The organism is Puia dinghuensis, from assembly GCF_014642875.1.
Taxonomy (GTDB): Bacteria; Bacteroidota; Bacteroidia; order Chitinophagales; family Chitinophagaceae; genus Puia; species Puia dinghuensis.
On the sequence record NZ_BMJC01000002.1, the window covers coordinates 1 to 21,867 of the forward strand.

Genomic DNA, 21,867 nt, shown 5'->3' on the forward strand with positions numbered 1-21,867 from the left:
TAACGAAACGGTCGGCATAGACGACAACTTCTTCTCCCTCGGCGGCGATTCGATCAAGGCCATCCAGATCTGCTCCCGCGTACAAAACAAAGGATTTAACCTTGAAGTCAACGATATATTTACCAAATCCACGATCCGGGAGATCGCCGTAACCCTTGCCGGGCTGCGGTCAACCGCCTATCAGGGCCTCGTATCGGGAGAGATCCCGCTAACTCCCATCCAGCATCAATTCTTTTCACATTACCTAAAAGCTCCCGAACGCTTCCTTCACAACATCATGCTCTGTCTAACGAAAAAACGTCCGGTGACCGAACTGGACGACATTTTCACGTTACTCATAACGCATCATGATGCCTTACGGACGAAATTCCACAGGGATAACGCATCCAACAAGGTGGTGCAATCGCTCGATGAAGTGGTCCATCGGTTCAGGGTACGTTCCCTCGGAAAGTTCGAAAGCCTGAATGATGCGGGGCTCATGGAAATGATAAACGAATTGAACGGAAGTATGAACATCGAAGCCGCATCGCTGGTGCAGGCAGGAGAATTCGAAATAGCGGACGACCAATACTTGATCATCGCTATTCATCACCTGGTAGTGGACGGCATTTCCTGGCGGATATTGCTCGAGGACCTCGAACACCTTTTTAATTATGGCCACCGGTCCCCTTTGCCACTCAAAACCGATCCGTTCAAGAAATGGGCAGAGGAATTGCAAAAATTCATCATCAGCCAACCCGATATCGAAACAAAAGACACTGCACACAAGATGACACACATCCGGCCAGAACGCATACCGCCGGAATGGAATAACAACGCTACCGATCTGTATAGAGATGAAGAGACCGTCGTCATTTACATCGAACGTGATACAACCGACAAGTTGACCGGTCCATCTCTCCATGTAAAGCTGAAAACGGAAATGGCCGACTTCCTTATTTGTGCACTTGGCCTTACTTATAAGCAGGCATTTCACCGGGACTATTTATATGTCGCCATGGAATCCCACGGAAGAGAACAGATTTTGCCGGGTATAAACATTACACGAACTGTGGGATGGTTCACCAATATCTATCCGGTAATGTTCAACCTGAAAAAAAGCGACAATCCCGTTGAGATGCTCGTAGATTTTAAGGATACCCTTAAAGTGGGATCAAAAAATGCCATTGTACGTAGCGCCGCAAAATACCTGAGGCCGGAGGACAAAAAAGCAGACTATCCCGAACCAACCATCATCTTCAATTACCTGGGGCAATTCAATACCGGAAAGACCAGCTCCTTCCAGATAGCCTCCTACAACGTGGGCGAATTGATCTGCAAAGAAAACACCAGGGAGTACCAGTTTACTTTTGCAGGCATCTACGCCAAAGGCAGGATAATGATGCAGATCTCCTTTAACAGATCCCATTTTAAAAACGATAGCATGGAAGCATTCCTACAGCTTTATAAAAACAATTTGGAGTCGCTCGTCGCGACAGTCGAGCGTATCGATGAGTACATTTTAACGCCTTCGGATCTGACATACACCGAATTGTCCGCAGACGACCTGGATACGATCAATGCAATTATTTAATTCCCTTTCAACCGATAGGCATGAGTCAAAAATTTGATGACATATACGAGCTGACTCCATTACAACAAGGGATGCTATTCCACACCCTGATAGACAGATCGACACCTACCTATATGGAACAGCGTTCGTTCAGGGTATCGGGGCAGATCGACCGTAAAACATTCGACCGGGCCTTTGAATTGATCTTCGCGAGACATGATATCTTGCGAACTGCCTTTATATATGAGAAAATGGACAAACCGCTCCAGGTAGTATTAAAAAAAAGACTGCCGGAGATCCATTATAACGAATTCCCCTATATCGATGACCCATCCGAGTTGAGCCGCCTTAGAGACGAACTTAAAGCGGCAGACAGGAACAAGACCTTCGATTTGAGCAAAGACACGCTCATGAGGATAAGGATCATCCAGCTCGGAGCCGGCGAATACGAACTGATATGGACCTGGCATCATATATTGTTCGACGGATGGTGTACAAAGATCCTTGCCATGGAGGTCCTGAAAGCATACCACGCCTTCCTGGACAACAAACAGCCTGACCTGGTCCCCATAGTACCCTATAAAGAATATATAAAATGGCTAAGAGATCGCTCGGGAGAAGATCTCAAAAAATACTGGAAAGAATATATCCGCGGCTTCGACATGGTCAGCTGTCTGTTGAATTATGAAGGCAAAAAACGATTTGTCACGGGCTATCATAAGGAAACTGTGGAGTTTGATCTTAGCCCCGAAACAACAGCTCGCCTGGTGGAAATGGCCAAAGAAGCGCTGGTTACTCAGAACATCCTGCTGAAAACTGTTTGGGCGATCCTGCTGGCGAAATACAATAACACGACCGACGTACTTTTTGGCGAAGTGGTCTCGGGCAGACCACCCGAGATCGAAGGCGCAGAAAATATCATCGGGCTATTCATCAACACGATACCCATTCGATTCAATTTCCGGAGAGAAGACCGTTTTTGGGACCTTCTCCAGGCCGCACAGAAAAACGCCATTATTGCAAACGACTACCACCACTTTCCACTGGTCGCCATCCAGCAGCTCGCCGAAATACAGGGCCAGCTTTTTAATCATTTATTTAGCTTCCAGAACTATCCGGAAACCAGCGTCGCCGGGGAAAACGCATTGAATAAGCTGGAAATATCCGGCAGCGGAATTTTTGATCAGACAAGCTATGATTTTGAGATCTCCATCTATCCCGGTCGCCGCCTGTCGGTACAGGTTGGATTCAATAGCCTTATCTATAGTGCAGAGACCGTCCGGGAGATCTTGCAGCATTTTACCAATCTCGTCGACCAGGTGCTCGCCCACCCGGAAACGAAGATTGCCGATCTATCCATCCTCTCGCCTGCGGGAACAAAAGAAATCCTGGCGATGAGCACAGGACCAGTCAGTGCCATAAACGCCGACAAACAGGTAGATATGCTGATAGACGAAGCCTGTGAAAAATGGCCGGATAGGACGGCCATCCTGTTCCGGGAACAACGCGTTACTTATAAAACTCTGTATGAGAACAGCAATCGGTTAGCCAATTATCTCCACGCTTCACGCATAGGAAAAGAGAACGTGATAGGCGTTCTAATGGACCGGACCCCGCAGTTTATTGAATGCATTATAGGTATTTGGAAAGCAAATGCCACCTACATGCCCATAGATCCCGCCCTTCCGGATAAGCGGATGCTGCAAATGATAGAACAGGCATCGGCGAAATTCCTCATTTTTACTTCCTCCTATCGTGACCTTGCGGAGAAGCTTTTGTGGGAAAGCCACTCCCTGTCCGGTTGCGTATGCATAGATGCGAACAAAACGGGACAGCCCCCCGGGTACGGAACCTTTCAGGACCGAAAAGCTTTTTGGGAAGCCGTAGGCGAAGATGCCGGGGATGCCATTACAGCCGGCGGATGGTTCAGCAGCTATACCGGTAAGCCCCTGAGCCCGGAAGAGATGGACGAATATGCCGAAAATGTCGTTATCAAGCTGAAACCCTACCTGAACAGCTCGTCTCGTGTACTCGAGATCGGCTGCGGATCAGGATTTACGATGTTCAGACTCGCGCCATTCACAGCCGAATATATAGGGGTGGATCAATCAGGTGTGGTATTGTCGGCAAATGAAAAGGTCCTGACTGAAAACCATATCGGCAATATCCGGCAACGTCAGTTGGCTGCTCACCAGTTACGACAGCTGCAGGAAGGAAAATTTGATGTGATAATACTGAATAGCGTGATCCAGGATTTCGAAAGCTACCGGTATTTAAGACAAGTGTTGGACGATGCCATATCTTTATTGAAAGAACAAGGATTGCTGTTCGTGGGAGATATCATGGACCTCGACCGCAAAGAGCAATTGCTATGCTCGCTCGAGACCTTTAAACAGGAACACGCGGGACAAGGATACATCACAAAGGTCAACTGGACCAATGAACTGTTCGTCTCTCCACGCTTCTTCGACGACCTGCAGGCCGGGAACCCAATGATCACAACCGTCCGGCATTCACCAAAGGTCGGAACCCTGGAAAACGAGCTTACGAAATATCGGTACGACACGCTGATCAGCATAGATCGGAGCAGAACAGGCGAAAAGATCATTCGGACACGAAACAAGATCATGGAAGGAGTGGACACCCTGCTCTCCTACCCTGTTTCCTATCCCCCAAACCGAAAAGGAAACGCCACAGACCTCGCCTACATCCTGTTCACCTCGGGTTCTACGGGGGTTCCCAAAGGCGTCATGATCGAACACGGGGCTATGTTCAATCACAAGCTGGCCATGATCGATCACCTCGGCATCGGCTTTGGTACGGTGTTGGCCCAGACCGCTTCCCAGTCATTCGACATTTCAGTATGGCAGTTTATAACAGCCATAATGCAGGGTGGTGTAACAGCCATCTATCCGGAGGACAGCATCCAGGACATCGGAGACCTTCTTCTTCACATGGAAAAAGATAAAGTCGAGATCCTCGAAATTGTCCCCAGCTATCTCCAGGCAATGCTGCAGGTAATTGAAGAAACAGGCTTCCGGTTCTCTTCATTACGCTTTCTTCTCCTCACAGGCGAACAAACCCCCTACCCCCTCGTCGAACGCTGGTTCAGCAATTTTCCGGAAATAAAGCTTATCAACGCATATGGCCCGGCAGAGGCAGGCGACGACGTCTCCTTGTTTACCATGGACAAGCCTCCGGAAGGAGAGCAGGTTCCAATAGGCAGGCCCCTGCAGAATATGCGCCTGTATGTACTCGATTCAGACGGACAGATATGCCCTCCTGGAATAAAAGGAGAACTATGCATAGCAGGCGCCGGAGTCGGCAGAGGATATATCAACTCGGACGCCAATCCATCCTTTACCTTCGATCCATTTATTCCCGCTGAGCGAATGTATAAAACAGGAGATCTGGCAAAATACCTGTCTGACGGCAACCTGATATTCGCAGGACGGAAGGATAGCCAGATAAAGATCCGGGGGCACCGAATAGAACTGGAGGAAATAGAGGCATGTCTGAACACTATGCCTGCCATCGCATTGTCATCGGCTCTTACCCACACAACAGGAGGATCCGATGACCTCAAAATATACGTATATACGCAGCTGAGACCAGAAGAACAGCTCACCACAGGAGATATCTTTGAAGCCCTGAAGAAAAGACTACCTGCGTATATGCTCCCTGCATCGATTTCCATACTGGAACATTTACCCCTGCTGCCAAACGGGAAAATAGACAAAAAAACGCTGCTGTCCAGAATCGGCCTGTCCGTTGAAGGAGGGGAATTTTTGCCACCACGCACCCCGACAGAGATTGCTCTGGCCTCCATCTGGCAGGAAGTCCTGGGAGTCGAAAAGGTCGGCCTCCGTGATAATTTCTTCGAGCTTGGCGGACATTCTTTAAAGGCAATCCAGCTATCATCCAGGGTACATAAGTTCTTACAGGTAAAAGTCAATCTTAGAGACATTTTTTTCTCCCCCCTCCTCGAAGATTTCAGCCGGCTGGTTGAAAAGTCCATTGGCAATTTGCACTCGGCGATACCAACCCTGCCGCAAAAAGAACTCTACAGAACTTCTCATGCACAAAGAAGACTCTGGGTGCTGTCCCAATTCGAGGCTACCTCGGTTGCCTATAACGAATGCGAAGCCTATGAGATCGCCGGAGATCTCGATAGGGCTATCCTCGAAAACACGATCTACCGGCTAATCGAACGGCATGAAATTCTAAGGACCTCCTTTGTATACAAAGACAATGAACTCTACCAAAAGATACATGATCCGGCCACGCTTGACTTTAAAGTCGAGTATATAAACCTGGAATCGGAATTAGATCCGGCCGCAGAGGTCCATAAGATCATCGACCTGGCAGTCCATCGGAAATTCGATCTCGACAAAGCGCCTTTACTCAGGGTTCTATTGATAAGACTGTCGGATAAACGTCATACCGTTCTAATAAATATGCATCATATCATTAACGACGGTTGGTCCGATTCAATCTTCATAAATGACTTCCTGACCATCTATAACAGCCTTTACGAAAACACGGAGATCCGCATGCCCCCCCTTCCCATCCAATACAAAGATTTCTCAGAATGGCAGAATAAAGAATTGGAAGGAGAACAATATAATACCCACAAAAACTATTGGCTGAACCAGCTTGCGGGTGAGTTACCCGTGCTGGAGTTACCCGCCTCCTGCGATCGGCCGGATACGATAACCTATAACGGAAAGGAGCTTTCTTTCGATCTTAGCTTCCACCTGACCCGGCACCTCGATGAATTCGCAAAAAAACATGAAATAACTCTTTTTTCCACCCTGGTGGCGATCCTTAACGTTCTGTTCTATAAGTATACAGGCGAGAAAGACATCGTCATAGGTACCTATAACGGAAGCCGGGACCATCCGGACCTGGAGAACCAAATCGGGTTTTATATCAATACTTTGGTACTCAGGAACCGGGTTGATCCGGACAAGCCATTCGTGTCCTTTGCAAAAGCAGTGAGCGCCACCGTCCTCGGGGCGCTTGAGCATAGGATCTATCCTTTCGACATGCTGATCGACCAACTGCAGGTAAAGCGTGACCTGAGCAGGGCGCCCCTTTTCGACGTCCTCATAGGATTGCAGAACTTTAACGACACGATCCAGAGAACGGGCCCGCTGAAACTTTTCACCAACAATTTCAGAGTAAAGGACCTTCAGGTCGATAAACAGACAAGTATCTATGACTTGAATTTCATGTTCCGGGAACAGGGCGGCAGCCTGTACCTCAGTCTAAGATTCAATACGGACATTTATACCGACCAGGATATTCATAGGATGGTCGGCCACTTCAGGGCGATTGCCGATTCCCTCCTGTCCAAACCCTATGCACACCTCAGCAAAGCCGAATATCTTTCCGCCACAGACCTGCCGGAATGGGAATCCTTCCAGTCGAAAAAGGATATCCACAGGGACCGTGGCCTATGGGAGCTCTTAAAACAAAACTCGAATGCCTTCCCGGAAAGAATAGCGGTAGCAAAAGACGACGAAGAGACCGACTATCGCAACCTTCGTATAAATGCAACCCGTATCGGCAACTTCCTTCTTGACAAAAATGCGCAGGGTAAGATCATCGCCGTCCTTGCCGACCGCTCGGCACTTTGGGTAGAATCGATCATGGGGATCTGGGCCGCCAATTCCATATATTTACCGCTGGACCCGCGAGACCCTATCGAACGGCTATTGTATTTCCTGAACGACAGCCATCCTCATTTCCTCCTGTTCGAAGCAAAATATGTGGAACTGGCGAACGCACTGCAATGGAGATCCCATGATCTGTATTCTATCCTATGTATAAATAGCCCGAATATATACAGCCTGGGCGAAACGGATAGGAACAAGATAGCCACAGAGCTCTGGGAGTACGTTGGAGACAAGGCCAGCGACGACATCATGGGCGGCGGCTGGGTCGACAGCTACACAGGCAGGCCATTCTCCCGGCTGGAAATGGACGAATACGCACAAAATGCCTATTTGAAAATTTTGCCCTACATCAAACCCGATTCGACAGTCCTGGAAATAGGATGCGGTTCCGGGATCACCATGTTCAGGATCGCCCCCCTGGTCCGTAAATATATTGCGACGGACATTTCCAGCGTCATACTGGAAAAAAATGAAACAGAGATCGATAAAAAAGGAATACGAAACATTCGGCAATACAGACTGGCTGCAGATGAAATAGACAAGCTGGAGGAAAACAATTTCGACATCATCATCCTCAACAGCGTTGCCCAGAATTTCAGCGGCTACAACTATTTCAGAAAGGTATTGAGATCATCCATCGATCTGGCATCGGAAATAGGGATCATTTTTCTCGGTGACCTCATGGACGAGGACAAACGCCAGGACCTCGAAGCCTCTTTCCTGGCATTTAAAAGCTCGGGCTTAGATACCGAACATACAAAGACGGACTGGACCAATGAATTCTTTGTCAATAGAAAATTCCTCGACAATCTCATATACCAACTACCTGAAATAGCAATGGTCCGGCATTCTGCCAAGATCGGCTCCATCAAGAATGAGCTCACCGAATTTAGGTTTGACTCTATCATCGGGTTAGCTAAAGAACGCCCAAAACAAAAGCCCGGCGACAGCTCGGTTTTTAAGCAGTTTGACACAAGCTATTTCGGCATGGAGGAAATAATATCGCCTCATCGTTTCCTATATCGGCCCGATGAGGCCGCCTACATCATATACACATCCGGTTCAACAGGAGAACCTAAAGGAGCCATCGTGACCCACGAAGGTCTGATGAACCATCTATACTCCAAAAAAGATAGCCTGGACGCAGCCCCTGGCTATACCATCGCCCAGAGCGCATCGCAAACCTTCGATATTTCGATCTGGCAATTTTCTTTGGGCCTGGCCATTGGCGGAACCACCCGCATCTTCGATCAGAAGACAGTTTTGGACCCCGGCCGTTTCCTACAAGAGCTGCAAAAAAGAAAAATTGATATCCTGGAGGTCGTCCCGTCTTATTTGAATGCTTTGCTATCGTTCATCGGGACCACCCCCGGGCAGCCGGTGCTGGAACATCTCAAAACATTGGTGACCTGTGGGGAAATAATCACCCCGGAGCTGGCAGCAAGATGGTTCACCTTTTTCCCGAATATCCCGATCCTCAACGCTTATGGTCCTACCGAAGCCGCTTGCGATATTACCCACCATAAATTCACCGTCGCACCAAAGCATAACAGGATACCGGTAGGGAGACCCATACCCAATATGAAAGTAAGGATAGTAAATGAGGACATGCAGATCTGCCCTGTTAACGTAAAAGGCGAGATCGTTGTATCGGGTATAGGCGTGGGAAAGGGTTATATAAACAGAGAGAAAAAAGAAAAAGAGGTATTTATCGAAGACCCTTTCGAGCCATCCGGTGGCAGACTCTACAGAACAGGTGACATAGGCCGGTACCTTGCGAACGGGGAGATCGACTTTTTCGGCCGCAAGGACAACCAGGTAAAGATCAGAGGTGTAAGGGTCGAGCTCGGAGAGGTGGAAGCCAATATCATCCGATATGGGTCCGTACGCTCCTGCGCCGTTCTACTGCGGGAACAAAACGGGGAAAAATCCCTCCAGGCCTTTATATGCCTTCGTGAAACGGACCTCCCCGATATACCCGGACTCAGACAAAGACTCCTGAAACACGTACCGGAATTCCTGGTCCCGGATCATTTCACCATTCTCGAAACACTACCGCTCCTATCAAATGGGAAAGTGGACAGAAAGACGCTGGCCGCCAGACCTCTCACCCCTGCAGATCTCCCCCCGGACAAGCAACGGCTGAACCCGGTAGAAACAGCCCTTTATGAACTATGGGCGCAGGTGCTGGGCCATGGCAACTTCAAAAGGGAGGATAACTTCTTCGAGGTCGGCGGACATTCCCTGAAAGCCATGCGGTTGATCGGACTCATTGGGGAGCATTTCAACATAAACATACCATTTAGGGAACTGTTCCTAAATTCCACGGTCGCAGCAATGGCAAGACTCATCGATTTGTCCGGCTCGGACAAGTACACCAGGATCGAGCCCGCAGGCCGCCGGGAATATTATCAATTATCCCATTCGCAACGCAGATTATGGATCCTGAGCCAATTTGCCAATGTGTCAGAAGCATACAACCAGTCTTTTTCGTTCAGGATCAAACGCAAGCTGGAACCGGCACTGGTCAGGCAATCCCTTATATCCCTGGTAGCCAGGCACGAGATATTGAGGACGGTATTTCATACGGTCAACGAAGAGCCGATGCAAAAAATAATCCCCCCGGAGGCATTCCATATCGACCTTGACTTTATAGACGGGGGAGAAACAATGGACCTGGAAGAGATAGTCGGACGAGAAGAAAGAAAAGTTTTCAATTTCGAAACAGGCCCGCTCTTCAGGGTAAAAATTATCCGAAAAGCCAACGAAAGCTATTTCCTGCTGTCCATCCACCATATCGTTACAGACGGATGGTCCGCTATGATCTTTATGCGCGACCTCTTCGAATTCTATACAAGCCTTGAAAAGAACAACATACCCACCCTTCCGCCGCTAAAGATCCAATACAAGGACTATGCCCTATGGAAGAATGGCCGGGTAAAGGGTCAGTCTGGTGAAGAGGCAGCGGAATATTGGAAGGAAAAGCTCGGAGGATATTTGCCAAGACTCGATCTACCCAAGATCGCCAATAGAAGCAGCATTCAATCCTACAAGGGAAATTCATTGCATTTTCATTTGACCGACGCGGTCCGCGACGCCCTGAACCAACTGAAGAACAGGTATGAATGTAGCTCGTTCATTATCTTTAACGGCATTCTGGACCTCCTCTTCCACAAACTCACCGGTCAAACGGACATTATTACAGGCACCATTCTGGCAGGCAGAGAACAGCCGGACGTCCACGACCTCATCGGATACTTTGTCAATACCATCCCCATCCGCCTGACCGTCGACACTGGCCGGACCTTGAACGAATTCTTTAAAACAGCGAAGGAAACGATCGTAGATGCCTTCTCTTACGGCCAGTATCCATTCGATAAAATGCTCGACGATCTTAAAATCGATCGCGATCTGTCAAGATCACCCATCTTCGATGTCCTTATCGAATTCCACGGATTCGACGACATCTTTGACTGGCAAAATCCGAACATCTCTTCTCATGAAGCTATCGAACCGGTGAATTTTAGCTCATCAAGCAGTATTTTCGATATCAGCTTCATTTTTTCCGGAACACGGGAAAATCTCGAGCTGGAGATCGAGTTCAATACGGATCTATACTCCCGGGAGCAGCTTGGTTTCTATGTCGACCTGTTCAGCGAATTGATCATAAGAATTTGTAATGAACCGAATGCCCTCGTCTCCGCCTTGAATATGCTGCCTCCGGAATGGGAAGAGAAAATGCTGGCAATGGGAAAAGGACCGGTTGTCTCGGTGACAGGAACAACTCCATTGCGGATAGAGGAAAACTGTAGAAAATACCCCCAACGAAAGGCAATCCTTTTTAAAGGAGAGGAAACGAACTATCAGGCCGTGTACGACGTCTCCCATTGGCTATCCAGGCATCTGCACTGCCAGGGGATCGGAAAAGAGGCGGTAGTAGGGGTGCTCATGGACAGGTCGCCGGAATACCTTATAAGTATGCTTGGAATATGGAATATAAATGCCGCGTACATGCCCATTGACCCGACCCTCCCGGAGTCCCGGATCAAACAGATGATAGAAAACTCCTCGGCAAAATACCTGATAAACGACCCCGCACACACACAGCTTGCAGAAAAACTGGTAGGGGAATGCCAATCACTGTCCGGCTGTCTATGCCTGGACAAAAATGCGACTGGATATATGGCCCAGGGCGAACAGCCGTCAGAACAGGCCAGCCCCGAAGACCTCGCCTACGTTTTATTTACCTCGGGTTCTACGGGTGCCCCCAAAGGAGTCATGATAGAACATCGAAATATGCTCAACCATATGGAGGCCAAGATCGCGTCGCTGGAGATCGGCCCGGAGACTATCCTGGCTCAAACGGCCTCGCAATCTTTCGACATATCCATTTGGCAGTTCATGTCCGCATTGCTGCAGGGTGGCATGACAGCAATATACCCGGAGGAGCTGATACTCGACGTCGAACGTTTTCTAAAACAAATAGAATCGGATAAAGTAGACATTCTCGAGATCGTTCCGGGTTATCTTCAGGCAATCCTGGAAGTAGTAAAAGAAACGGAGTTCCGATTTTCGTCCCTGAAATACCTCGTAGTCACCGGCGAAACCCTGCCCTTTCGGCTTGTGGAACAGTGGTTCGCCTTTTTCCCGGAAATAAAGATCGTCAACGCATATGGTCCGGCAGAAGCCGGAGACGACATAACCCAGTTTGTCATGCATCGGCCACCAGATGGTCAATACATCCCGATTGGAAGAACTTTGCAAAATCTGCGCATTTACGTAATGGGACAGGACGGCCATCTGTTGCCTCCGGAAGTACAGGGGGAGATCTGCGTATCAGGCATCGGCGTAGGAAGAGGATATATAAACCAGGCTTCCAACCAGGCTTTTACCGACGACCCCTTTGTCCCCGGGGAAAGAATGTATAAAACAGGGGATTGGGGAAAATTCCTGCCCAACGGAAATTTGGTCTTTTTAGGAAGACGCGATAGCCAGATAAAGATCCGCGGATTTAGAATCGAACTGGAAGAAATAGAATCATGCCTCAATAAAATGCCGGCTATTGCCTCATCCGCGGCTGTCTTGCACCGCACGTCGGAAAACGAAGACCCAGCTATAATAGTTTATGTTGCGCTGAAGCCCAACGAAGATCTTACCCACAGGCAGATCAGGGAAAAATTGAAAAGCAGCCTGCCGGCCTATATGCTGCCGGCAGATATCCGATTACTGCATCACCTGCCCTTGCTTCCCACAGGAAAGATCGACCGGAAAAGCCTCTCGTCACAAGCAGGACGCATCGTGCAGAAACAGGAATATGTCCCCCCCCAAACCGAAACAGAGCTCAAATTGACAGCGGTGTGGCAGGAAGTGCTCGGGGTAGAAAAGATCGGACTCGTCGATAACTTCTTTGAACTGGGCGGCGATTCGCTGAAACTCGTAAAGATCTTCAGAAAGGTAAGCAAGCTATTCCCATGCAAATTGGACCTCACGGATTATTTCACCGCCAGGACTATAATGGACCTGGCTGAAAAATTAATGGAAAAAGGTACCCGCGCTTTCGGAACCGACGACGAAGGCAGTCTTTACTACCTGCAGCGGACCCTGGATACCCAAAAAACAGACATATTCCTTTTCCCGCCTGCGGGGGGGCTGGGATTCCCCTACAAAAACCTGGTCAAACAACTGGACCAGGCCTTTAACTGCCACCTTTTTAACTACAGAGGTATCGGAAAAAATGAACAACCCTTCACCGATCTCCGGGATGTTCAGCATTACTATGGGAATATAGTTCTGGACAAAGCAAAAGCTGACGGCGAGATTCCCCTGATCGGCCTGTCAAGCGGCGGAAACCTGATCTTCGAAATAGCGGATTTTCTTGAAAAAAAAGGAAGAAAATGCCTCCTGATCATGCTGGATTCCGAGCCCACCATCGTAGTGGAAAAAGAAGAATACATAAGACAATATGTAGCCAACGTCGCGGAATTCACCAACGATACGGAGCAGGGAAAGATATTCCTTTCCCGCTACGAGAACGCCTTGAGGAGTTATATGAAAATATTCAACTCCGAACTCCAGGATCTCAATAAAAAGATCACCTCCGATATTGTCAACTTCATCTGCAAAACGTCGACGCATGAAGTTCGTTTATGGGACGATTATACAGCCGGAACTGTTCAATATGTAACCATGCAATCCGGCTGGCACTCAAACTTTTTAGATCTGGCAGAAAATCTTAACTTGTTATCCGATAATATCTGCCGTCTCTTACTAAAACATCCCTTAACTTATGAATATCAACACGAAAAGACTCATTGGATGGTGTAGATCATCGGCATTGTCTGTTCTTGGGCTGGCTATTTCCATCACCGTAAGTCTACTGATCTTCAGATATATCGTTTTCGAGACTAATTACAATAAAGACCAGGTTAACCGTGGCAGGATTTATAGGGTGTCCATGGGAATAAAAGCCAACAATTCCGAAGACTATTACGCTGCCACAGGTGGCCTCCTCGGATCGGAGCTGGCCAAGAACTACCCGGCCATCGAGACGTACGCCTCTTTCAAGATGTTTGACGGAAAACCAAAGATCCAACATAATACGGATGTTTTCCTTAACGAAAGGATATTTGAAGTAAATCCTCAGGCTTTCAAAATCTTCTCATTCGAACCGATAGAAGGCGAGCTGGCGACCGCATTGAATAACCCGGGCTCGATCGTACTTACTCGAACGCTCGCCAGAAAACTATTCGGCGATAAACGGTGTCTGAAAGAATTCGTGGAAATAAACAAACAGGCTTACGCAGTAACCGCGGTCATAGAAGACAGACCCTCCAACTCGGATCTTCAATTCGATGCACTCGTTTACTATCCGCCGGCTACCCGAACCGACGACGAGGCGCTTCAATCTTATTTCGATACAGACCATTATACCTACATTCTGCAAAAAGCGGGTAGCAGCGAACGTGATATCACCACTGCACTCGATAATTTTGGAACCAATGTGATCAACCCTCTCGTCCATAATGCCGGGGTAAAGTTCTCTCTCAAATTCGAAGCCACTGCTCTTTCCATCCTTCACTTCAGCAAACCCTTGCTGATGGATACCCCAAAGGGAAATGCAAATAACCTGTATATACTATCCCTGCTTGCCGTTTTTCTGCTTATCATCGGGATCGCCAATTTCGTTAATTACAATATAGTCACGTCCTATAAAAAAGCAGTAAGCATAGGGCTCCAAAAACTCTACGGCATCGGTCAAGGCAGGATCATACGGCAATTCATCGGCAGATCTCTCCTTGGAGTTGCCGTGTCCTTAATGATCGCCATCCTCTTAACACTGTTTGCCTCACATTTCGTCGACGCTCTTGGACATATCAGGTTTACCCTCGGCACCACCCAAACCCTCGCTTACGCTGTCACTATCATCCTGATATCGACGTTCATCGGCTGCCTGGGAGGGATCATCCCCGCGTACCACATGTCCAACCAGTCCATCGCCAGACTGCTGGCGAATAAAATGACATTGGTGTCGCACTCCTCCTGGAGCCACAAAACAATCCTCTTCCTTCAACTGACCATCTCGTCGGGATTGATCATACTGACCCTCGAACTTCATAGACAGCTCCTATTCTTCAACAAACAGGATCTCGGATTTAAAACGGAGAATCTGGTGGTCATCGACGTCCCCGATGGCGTCAATAACAGCCAGCTCGAAGTCTTCAGAACGAACCTGCTAAGCCATCCCAATATAAAGGCCGTTTCTCTTTCCGCATCGGTTCCGGGAGACGAACCCTCTAAAGAAATATTCTATAGTAAAAAGAACGGAAAAAGATCCGAAACGGTCTATACCTATATCAAGGCAGACGAAAACTATCTCAACGTATTGGGTATCCCCATTACCACAGGAAGAAATTTCGATAGGGTGTCGGACGACAACTCCGTGATCGTCACGCGTAGCTTCTTGAATAAATATCCCGATTTGGACCCGACCCGGATCAGGATAGCTACCGACACTGTGAAGCCGATCGTCGGAGTGATCGGGGACTTCCACCAAACCTCCTTTCATGACCCCATTTCACCAATCATAATTGGAAAGCTGGATTTAAAAAAAGAGGCTGTCTCCAAGGTCCTGATCAAAGCCGACCCCGGCGCCCTCGCAATCATCAGGAAAGAAGCCGCCAGGCTCAATTTCGACACTCCACTCAAATATTATTTTCTCAGTGATTACTTTCAGAATCAGTATGCCAGGGAAAACCGGCTCCTCACCCTGTTCATGATGTGTTCCTTCATTGCGATACTGGTGTCCTGTCTCGGGGTATTTAGCATCTCCTCCATCATTGTAAAAGGCCGTTCGAAGGAATTGGCCATCAGATCAGTCCTTGGAGGCAGTTTAGCCGATAATATAGGGTTGATATTCAAGCCTTTCGGGTATATTCTTCTGGTCGTCTTTTTGTTTGTATGCCCTGCCTCTTTTTTTCTGATCCAAAAATGGCGGGAGAATTACGCTTATTCTTCGAATCCGTCGCTACTCCCATACGTGTATTCATTGATATTGATCGTTATCTTGATCTTCACCAATATATTCTATCTCTTCTATCACTTCTTAAAGGGTAAGGTTTCTACCCTGCTCAAGAATGAATAAATAACCAGTCACTAAAAGACAGCAGGTCTTCTGGCACACAATGCTGCGGCCGGATTCCCCCATACTTGGGAGAATTCTGCAGACCCCCCCATTTCTTCAACCCGAATAAATGATCGCATGAACGTACAAAAAAGATCGAACTGGAAAACAGCCCGAAGATTTCTGAAATATCTAAGGCCTTACATAAAACAGGAAGCCCTTTTTTTACTGGTCATTATTCTGGGAACAATTGCTCCCGTATTGACCCCATTCTTCCTAAAATTGATCGTCGACAAGATCGTCCCGGCACACGACCTCAAAATGCTGACTATCATTTTGTCTTTGTGGTCGGTAGTCATTGTGGTCCAGTCTCTCGCCGCCTCCGGAACGGAATACCTGCGCGAATGGCTGAGCGCCCATATAGGCTACGATATGCGCCGGGATATCTTCCTGCACGTAATTAAATTACCTATAAACTACTTCAAGGAAAAGAAATTCGGCGATATCCTCCATAGGGTCAATAATGAAGTCGACGACATCAAAGGCATCTTTACCGGGGAATTCGTCCGGCTCCTTCAAAGCAGCCTCCTGTTGGCAGGTATCACGACCATGATCCTGATCATAAGCCTAAGACTGTTTCTGATTGTACTATGCCTGTCCCCCTGCTTCATATTCCTTTATCTTTACTTCAATCCCAGAAACGAAGTCCAATCCGAAGACGCCCTGCGGGCAGAATCCGATCTTTTGCACTACCTCACGGACAGGCTAAAGAAGATCGCGCTGATCAAAATATTCAATGGACATGTTGCAGAAAGATCAGCAATAGAAACAAAAGGAGGAATACTAACAAAGAAACGTCTCATAAGGGCCCGCACTTCATCTACCTTTACCGGCATCTCCAATTTCCTGCTATTGCTTGGCCCCATCATGATCCTATGGCTGGGCGGGAAAAGCGTAATGAGCGGAGCGATGACCATAGGAAGCGTCATCGCCTCCTTTCAATATCTTAACCGGATATTCTTTCCTCTGGTCAATCTCATAGAATCGCAAATGGATCTGACAAAAGCTGTCGTATCCATGCGCCGGGTGATCGAAGTATTGGACACCCCAGCTGAAGGCCGAAGTTCGCACTACCTGGAAAACGGCAAAAGGCTGGATGGCCCCATTGAATTTAAAAATGTCCGATTCGCTTACGGCAATAAGCTCATCTTCGAGGATCTTAACCTGCGCCTGGAGCCCGGCAGAAAATATGCCTTGATCGGGCCCAGCGGAGCCGGCAAAAGCACACTGCTCGATCTGGTGTTCCGTTTCTCCAGCCCTCAATCCGGCCACATCAGGGCAGGCGGTACCGACATAGAGGAGATCGATCTCGAATGCTGGCGTAAACAGATCGTACTGGTAACCCAGGAAAGGCAATTGCTGGACGAATCCATAGAACAAAACATTATGTACGGTGGCATCAGCCGGAGAGACGAACCCAACGGTCCGTCGGATGTGATAAGCTGGGATCTGGCCCTTCCCATACTTAGCAACGACCTTAAGGAAAACCTCGGCAAAAACAGCCAAAGGGTCTCCGGAGGAGAAGCGCAGCGCATCGCCCTGGCAAGAGCCGTCTTTAAAAATGCAGACATCATACTCCTGGACGAGGCCACCTCGGCCATCGACCTTATCTCCGAAGCCAGGATACTGAGCCACCTTTTAAAAATATGGAAAGATAAGACAGTGGTCCTGGTGAGCCACAGCCTCACCACCGTCAAATTCATGGACGAACTGATATGCCTGGACAAAGGAAAGATCATTGAAACCGGCACCTACCAAAGATCCATGGAAGTAAAAGGACAGGTTTGGAAACTCATGGGAGATCAGGTGAAATGACTATTAAATAGATAAGTATATGTATCTTAAACCAAATGTAGTATTCGAACCCCTGGTAGACAGGTGGTATGCATGGTCCCACTTGATCTCGCCAGTCACGTCAGCAATGAACCTGGTGAACAGACACTTGAAGATCATGGAATCCTATGTCAATGCTCCGTCGATCCACGCCGCATCTGTTAAGAACGCTAATATGAAAGGAGGCCCATTTATCGATCTGGATGGCCAGAAAGTCGACGAGATCAAACAATTGATCGCCTATACCCGAAAACAGCAATCCCATATGATCGACCTGACAAAATCGATCTACCAGCTGGAAAAACTGTTGAAGGAAAAAGCGACCGGCTATTCATTGGAAGGCCTGTACGCAGAAATCCCGGAAAACCTCAGGGGATTCGTAGAATTGGTGTACGACTTAAATAACAATCCATCGTATAGGCTGTTCGAAGCCTTGTTCTACCGCAGTATCTACTATAATAAAAACAGGCAATCCATCGCTTTCTGGATTACTTCCAATAACGAAAGACCTTTTGTTCTCAGCACCCCCCGCCTGGATAAAGATGACGTATGCCATCTTCCCCTGCCATTCGATAGCCCGGTGATCGATGAACTCGCCAAAATGAAAAGAAAAAGCAATGGCTACGAAGACATCAAAAATAAGCTCTCACTCAGCGGACCTCAGGAAACACTATTCTCGACCTTTTTCACGGAGGAAGAGCCGGCAAAATATCAAAACTATTCCGGCGACAAGGTCCGGCTGAGATATTTCGGACACGCCTGCATCCTAATCGAGACAGCAAATGTAAGTTTACTTATCGATCCCCTGATCAGTTACTACGGATACATGTCCGAGATCGATAAATTTTCAGATGTCGACCTGCCGGATACGATCGACTATGTCCTGATCACTCATAACCACCAGGACCATATTCTGCTGGAAACCCTGCTGCCGCTGAGACATAAAATAAAGAACATCATCGTCCCGGACGGGGGAAACAGATCTATCCAGGATCCCAGGCTAAAGCTCGTGTTCGGCGCCATCGGATTCGACAACGTGATGGAGCTTGCCGAATTTGAGAAGATACAAGGAAAAGAATGCACGATCATGGGCATTCCATTCCTTGGCGAACACTGCGATCTGGATATAATGTCGAAAATATGTTACCATGTAAAGTTTGGCAAATTCTCGGTACTTCTCGTTGCCGACTCCCGCATCTCCGAGCCCATGTTCTATGAACGCATCTACGAACTTACCGGCGATATAGACGTCATCTGTTTCGGCATGGAATGCGACGGCGCCCCTTTGTCCTGGCTATACGGCCCGCTGTTGACCAGCCCCCTTCAAAGAGATAAAGACAACTCCAGAAGACTGGCCGGGTCCAATTTCGCAAAAGGTAAAGGCTTTATCGACACCTTCCACCCCAAAGAAGTCTATGTATACGCCATGGGAATGGAACCCTGGGTGGAGTTCATAAGCAGCATAAAATATACCCCCGAATCCAGCCCGATAGTGGAATCCGATAAAATTCTCGCCTACTGCAAAGAAAAAGGAATAATTGCAGAACGCCTCTTTGGCGAAAAAGAGCTCTTATATCAAAAATAAGGTTGAAAATGTTGCAGGATTATCTCGAAAAAAGGGTCGGAGAGATCGAAACACGGTTACGCACCCTGCAGAATCATTGGGATAACGAAATGAGGCTCCCCTTTCGCATCCGCCGGGCGTCCTTTTTGGAATTCCTATACGACGAAAAAAAGAAATATGAGTGCCTATTGCATGAGTTGATTAATATCCAGGAAATATTCGAACATGAAAATATATAGGATCGTCATATCCTGGGGGGGATTCGGAGACGCCTTGATCGTCACCGCCGCTCTAAGATCGATAAAGAAAAAAAAACGCGGCTCCAAAACCATTGTTTACTGCCCGAAAAAATTGGTTCCCCTATTTAAAGGCAATCCCTATATCGACCTCTTAATCCCGTTATACTTTTCCAACAAACCCATTTTTTCGCCGGCTTATATCTTTTTTAAACGCTGGTTCAAATTTGCCGACTTGTCGCAATATAAGCTGGAAAAGACAACATCCGTGTCCGTAAAAAAAACCATGGCCGATCTTTTGGGGATACGGCTCGATCACGACCGCCTCGATATCTTCCTATCGAACAAAGAAGACAACTGGGCAAAGTCCTTCTTATCCAGGTTCAAAGGCAAGACCGTAGCCATGCACATCACTTCGGAACATTCTATCAACAATCACTGGAACCTCGACAAATGGAACGAACTGGTAAAAAAACACCCGGATATTACCTTTATCCAGCTAGGATACGGCAACGAAGAAAAAGTGGTAGGAGCCGTCGATATGAGAGGCCAGACTTCGGTCAGACAGGCAATGGCTCTTGTCAAGCACGCGGATTCATTCGTAGGGGTAGAATCTTTCTTCGGACACGTCACGAACGCATTTGACAAAAAAGGTGTCGTCCTTTTCACAGATTCCACTCCGACTGTATGGGGACATCGGAATAATATCAACCTCTACAAAAACCTGGAATGCTCACCCTGCTATGTAACGCTCAGCGGATATAAATGTCCTTATCACCAGGAATGCAAACGCCATTCGGTAGAAGAAGTATCGATATCGCTGATCCAACAAATGACAAAATGAGATTGTTCATATTCCCGCACGCCGGTGGAAATGCATACTCGTATATTAGCTTCAGAAGCTGGTTGCCGAAATTGCTGACCCTCGAATTGCTGGAACTCCCGGGAAGAGGAAAAAAAACAAAAGAGAAGCTGATCTACGACGCTGAAGAGGCGGCCGACAGCCTGTTTGCCGAGATCAAAGACCGTCTGGATGAACCTTATGCCATTTTTGGCCACAGCATGGGCAGCCTCCTCTCCTATCTCGTTATTAAGCGCATCGTAGCTGCGAATCTGGCTCCCCCCATAAAATTCTTCTCCTCTTCCGCCATGGCCCCTTCAATGATCCGTAACAATAAAAGCCTTATGTTGGATTCCGATAAATTCTGGGAGATGATAATAGAAATAGGAGGGGTCCAAAATTCATTGTTGCTGGACGACCAGGTAAGAGACATGTTTGAACCGATTCTCCGGGCAGATTTTCAGGCATTGGAGACTTATAAATATCGCTACACCGACAAATTAACCGTACCGATCGTCGTTTTTCTGGCAGATGAGGATAAGGTCTCCCTCGAAGAATGCCTGACGTGGCAGGACGAAACAACCGAAGATATTAAAATATATCAATTCAAAGGCAACCATTTTTACATCTTGAAGCATAACGTCCATCTGATCGACGCCATATTGCTCGAGTTGAAACCATTAAATCACTGTGATCCATGGGAAATAAATTCATGATCTTTGCGCTCACAAGAACCGGAAGCACCACCTTGATGAGAATATTGAATCTTCAAAAATGCTTGCGATGCGCTCACGAGCCCTTCAACCCCGATGTCCGATATTATCGACTCGACTCGCAGGTCAATACTGAGGATGAACTTTCCAGGGCGATGGAAACCATCTATGAAGATTACGATGGGATCAAGCATACCTGGAATTTCAGAGGATGGCCCTTTATGTGGATGCCGCAGCTAAATAAGCTGATCCTACTGAAAGCAGGAAAGATCGTCTTCCTCACCAGAAAAAATATTCTTCAACGTATCGTGTCGAGCGAGATCAGCATGCAAACAAAGATCTGGCATCTCCCGGACCTCTCCGAAAAAAGCCAGATCAGTAAATTCGAATTCAAACCCCTGAATGCTGAGAGGATCAAATGGCTCCTAATGAATGAGAACATCTTTTTAACGGAATGGCGAACCTATATAAAAGAAAATAAACTAGACTATATGGAACTTTCTTACGAAGATATCTATAGCGACCGGCTGAATTCCGCTGAAAAATGCTCAACGCTGGATAACCTGTTCTCATTTCTAGGCTATCCCGGTATCGAGACACTTCCATATGATCAGCTGGAAAACCTCCTTGCGATCGACAACAAAATGAGTCCCGCCGAAATATACCGCCAAATCCCGGAAATCGAAAAGATCGACCGGGAATTTGGCTCGGACGAAACAGGTTGGCTATTCCACTAATTTCAAACACTTCCAAATGCAAAAAGACAA

Annotated in this window: 8 protein-coding genes; all 8 read left to right on the plus strand. The window is 47.6% G+C overall.

Annotation, left to right across the window (positions count from 1 at the left end):
• On the plus strand, positions 1-1,573 hold a 1,573-nt coding region (locus IEY39_RS08180), incomplete at its 5' end, for a condensation domain-containing protein (protein WP_229688824.1).
• A gap of 20 nt (positions 1,574-1,593) precedes the next feature.
• A complete protein-coding gene (locus IEY39_RS08185) occupies positions 1,594-13,557 on the plus strand; it encodes a non-ribosomal peptide synthetase (protein ID WP_188930424.1) in 11,964 nt (3,987 codons plus the stop codon).
• Positions 13,520-15,874, plus strand: a complete 2,355-nt coding sequence (locus IEY39_RS08190) for an ABC transporter permease (protein ID WP_188930426.1) — start codon at positions 13,520-13,522, stop codon at positions 15,872-15,874. Before IEY39_RS08185 ends, IEY39_RS08190 begins: the two co-directional genes overlap by 38 nt.
• Positions 15,875-15,991: 117 nt before the next feature.
• Positions 15,992-17,728 (plus strand): ABC transporter ATP-binding protein, encoded by a 1,737-nt coding sequence (locus tag IEY39_RS08195; RefSeq protein WP_188930428.1) that lies wholly within the window; start codon positions 15,992-15,994, stop codon positions 17,726-17,728.
• A gap of 19 nt (positions 17,729-17,747) precedes the next feature.
• Positions 17,748-19,331: an MBL fold metallo-hydrolase gene (locus IEY39_RS08200; protein ID WP_188930431.1), complete on the plus strand. Its 1,584-nt coding sequence runs from the start codon at positions 17,748-17,750 to the stop codon at positions 19,329-19,331.
• 204 nt (positions 19,332-19,535) lie between these two features.
• Complete coding sequence (locus tag IEY39_RS08205; RefSeq protein ID WP_188930433.1) at positions 19,536-20,390, plus strand: glycosyltransferase family 9 protein; 855 nt, start codon at positions 19,536-19,538, stop codon at positions 20,388-20,390.
• Positions 20,387-21,103, plus strand: a complete 717-nt coding sequence (locus IEY39_RS08210; protein ID WP_188930435.1) for a thioesterase II family protein — start codon at positions 20,387-20,389, stop codon at positions 21,101-21,103. Before IEY39_RS08205 ends, IEY39_RS08210 begins: the two co-directional genes overlap by 4 nt.
• Positions 21,085-21,837: a Stf0 family sulfotransferase gene (locus tag IEY39_RS08215; protein ID WP_188930438.1), complete on the plus strand. Its 753-nt coding sequence runs from the start codon at positions 21,085-21,087 to the stop codon at positions 21,835-21,837. The genes IEY39_RS08210 and IEY39_RS08215 overlap by 19 nt, the downstream gene beginning before the upstream one ends.
• The last annotated feature ends 30 nt before the right edge of the window (positions 21,838-21,867 follow it).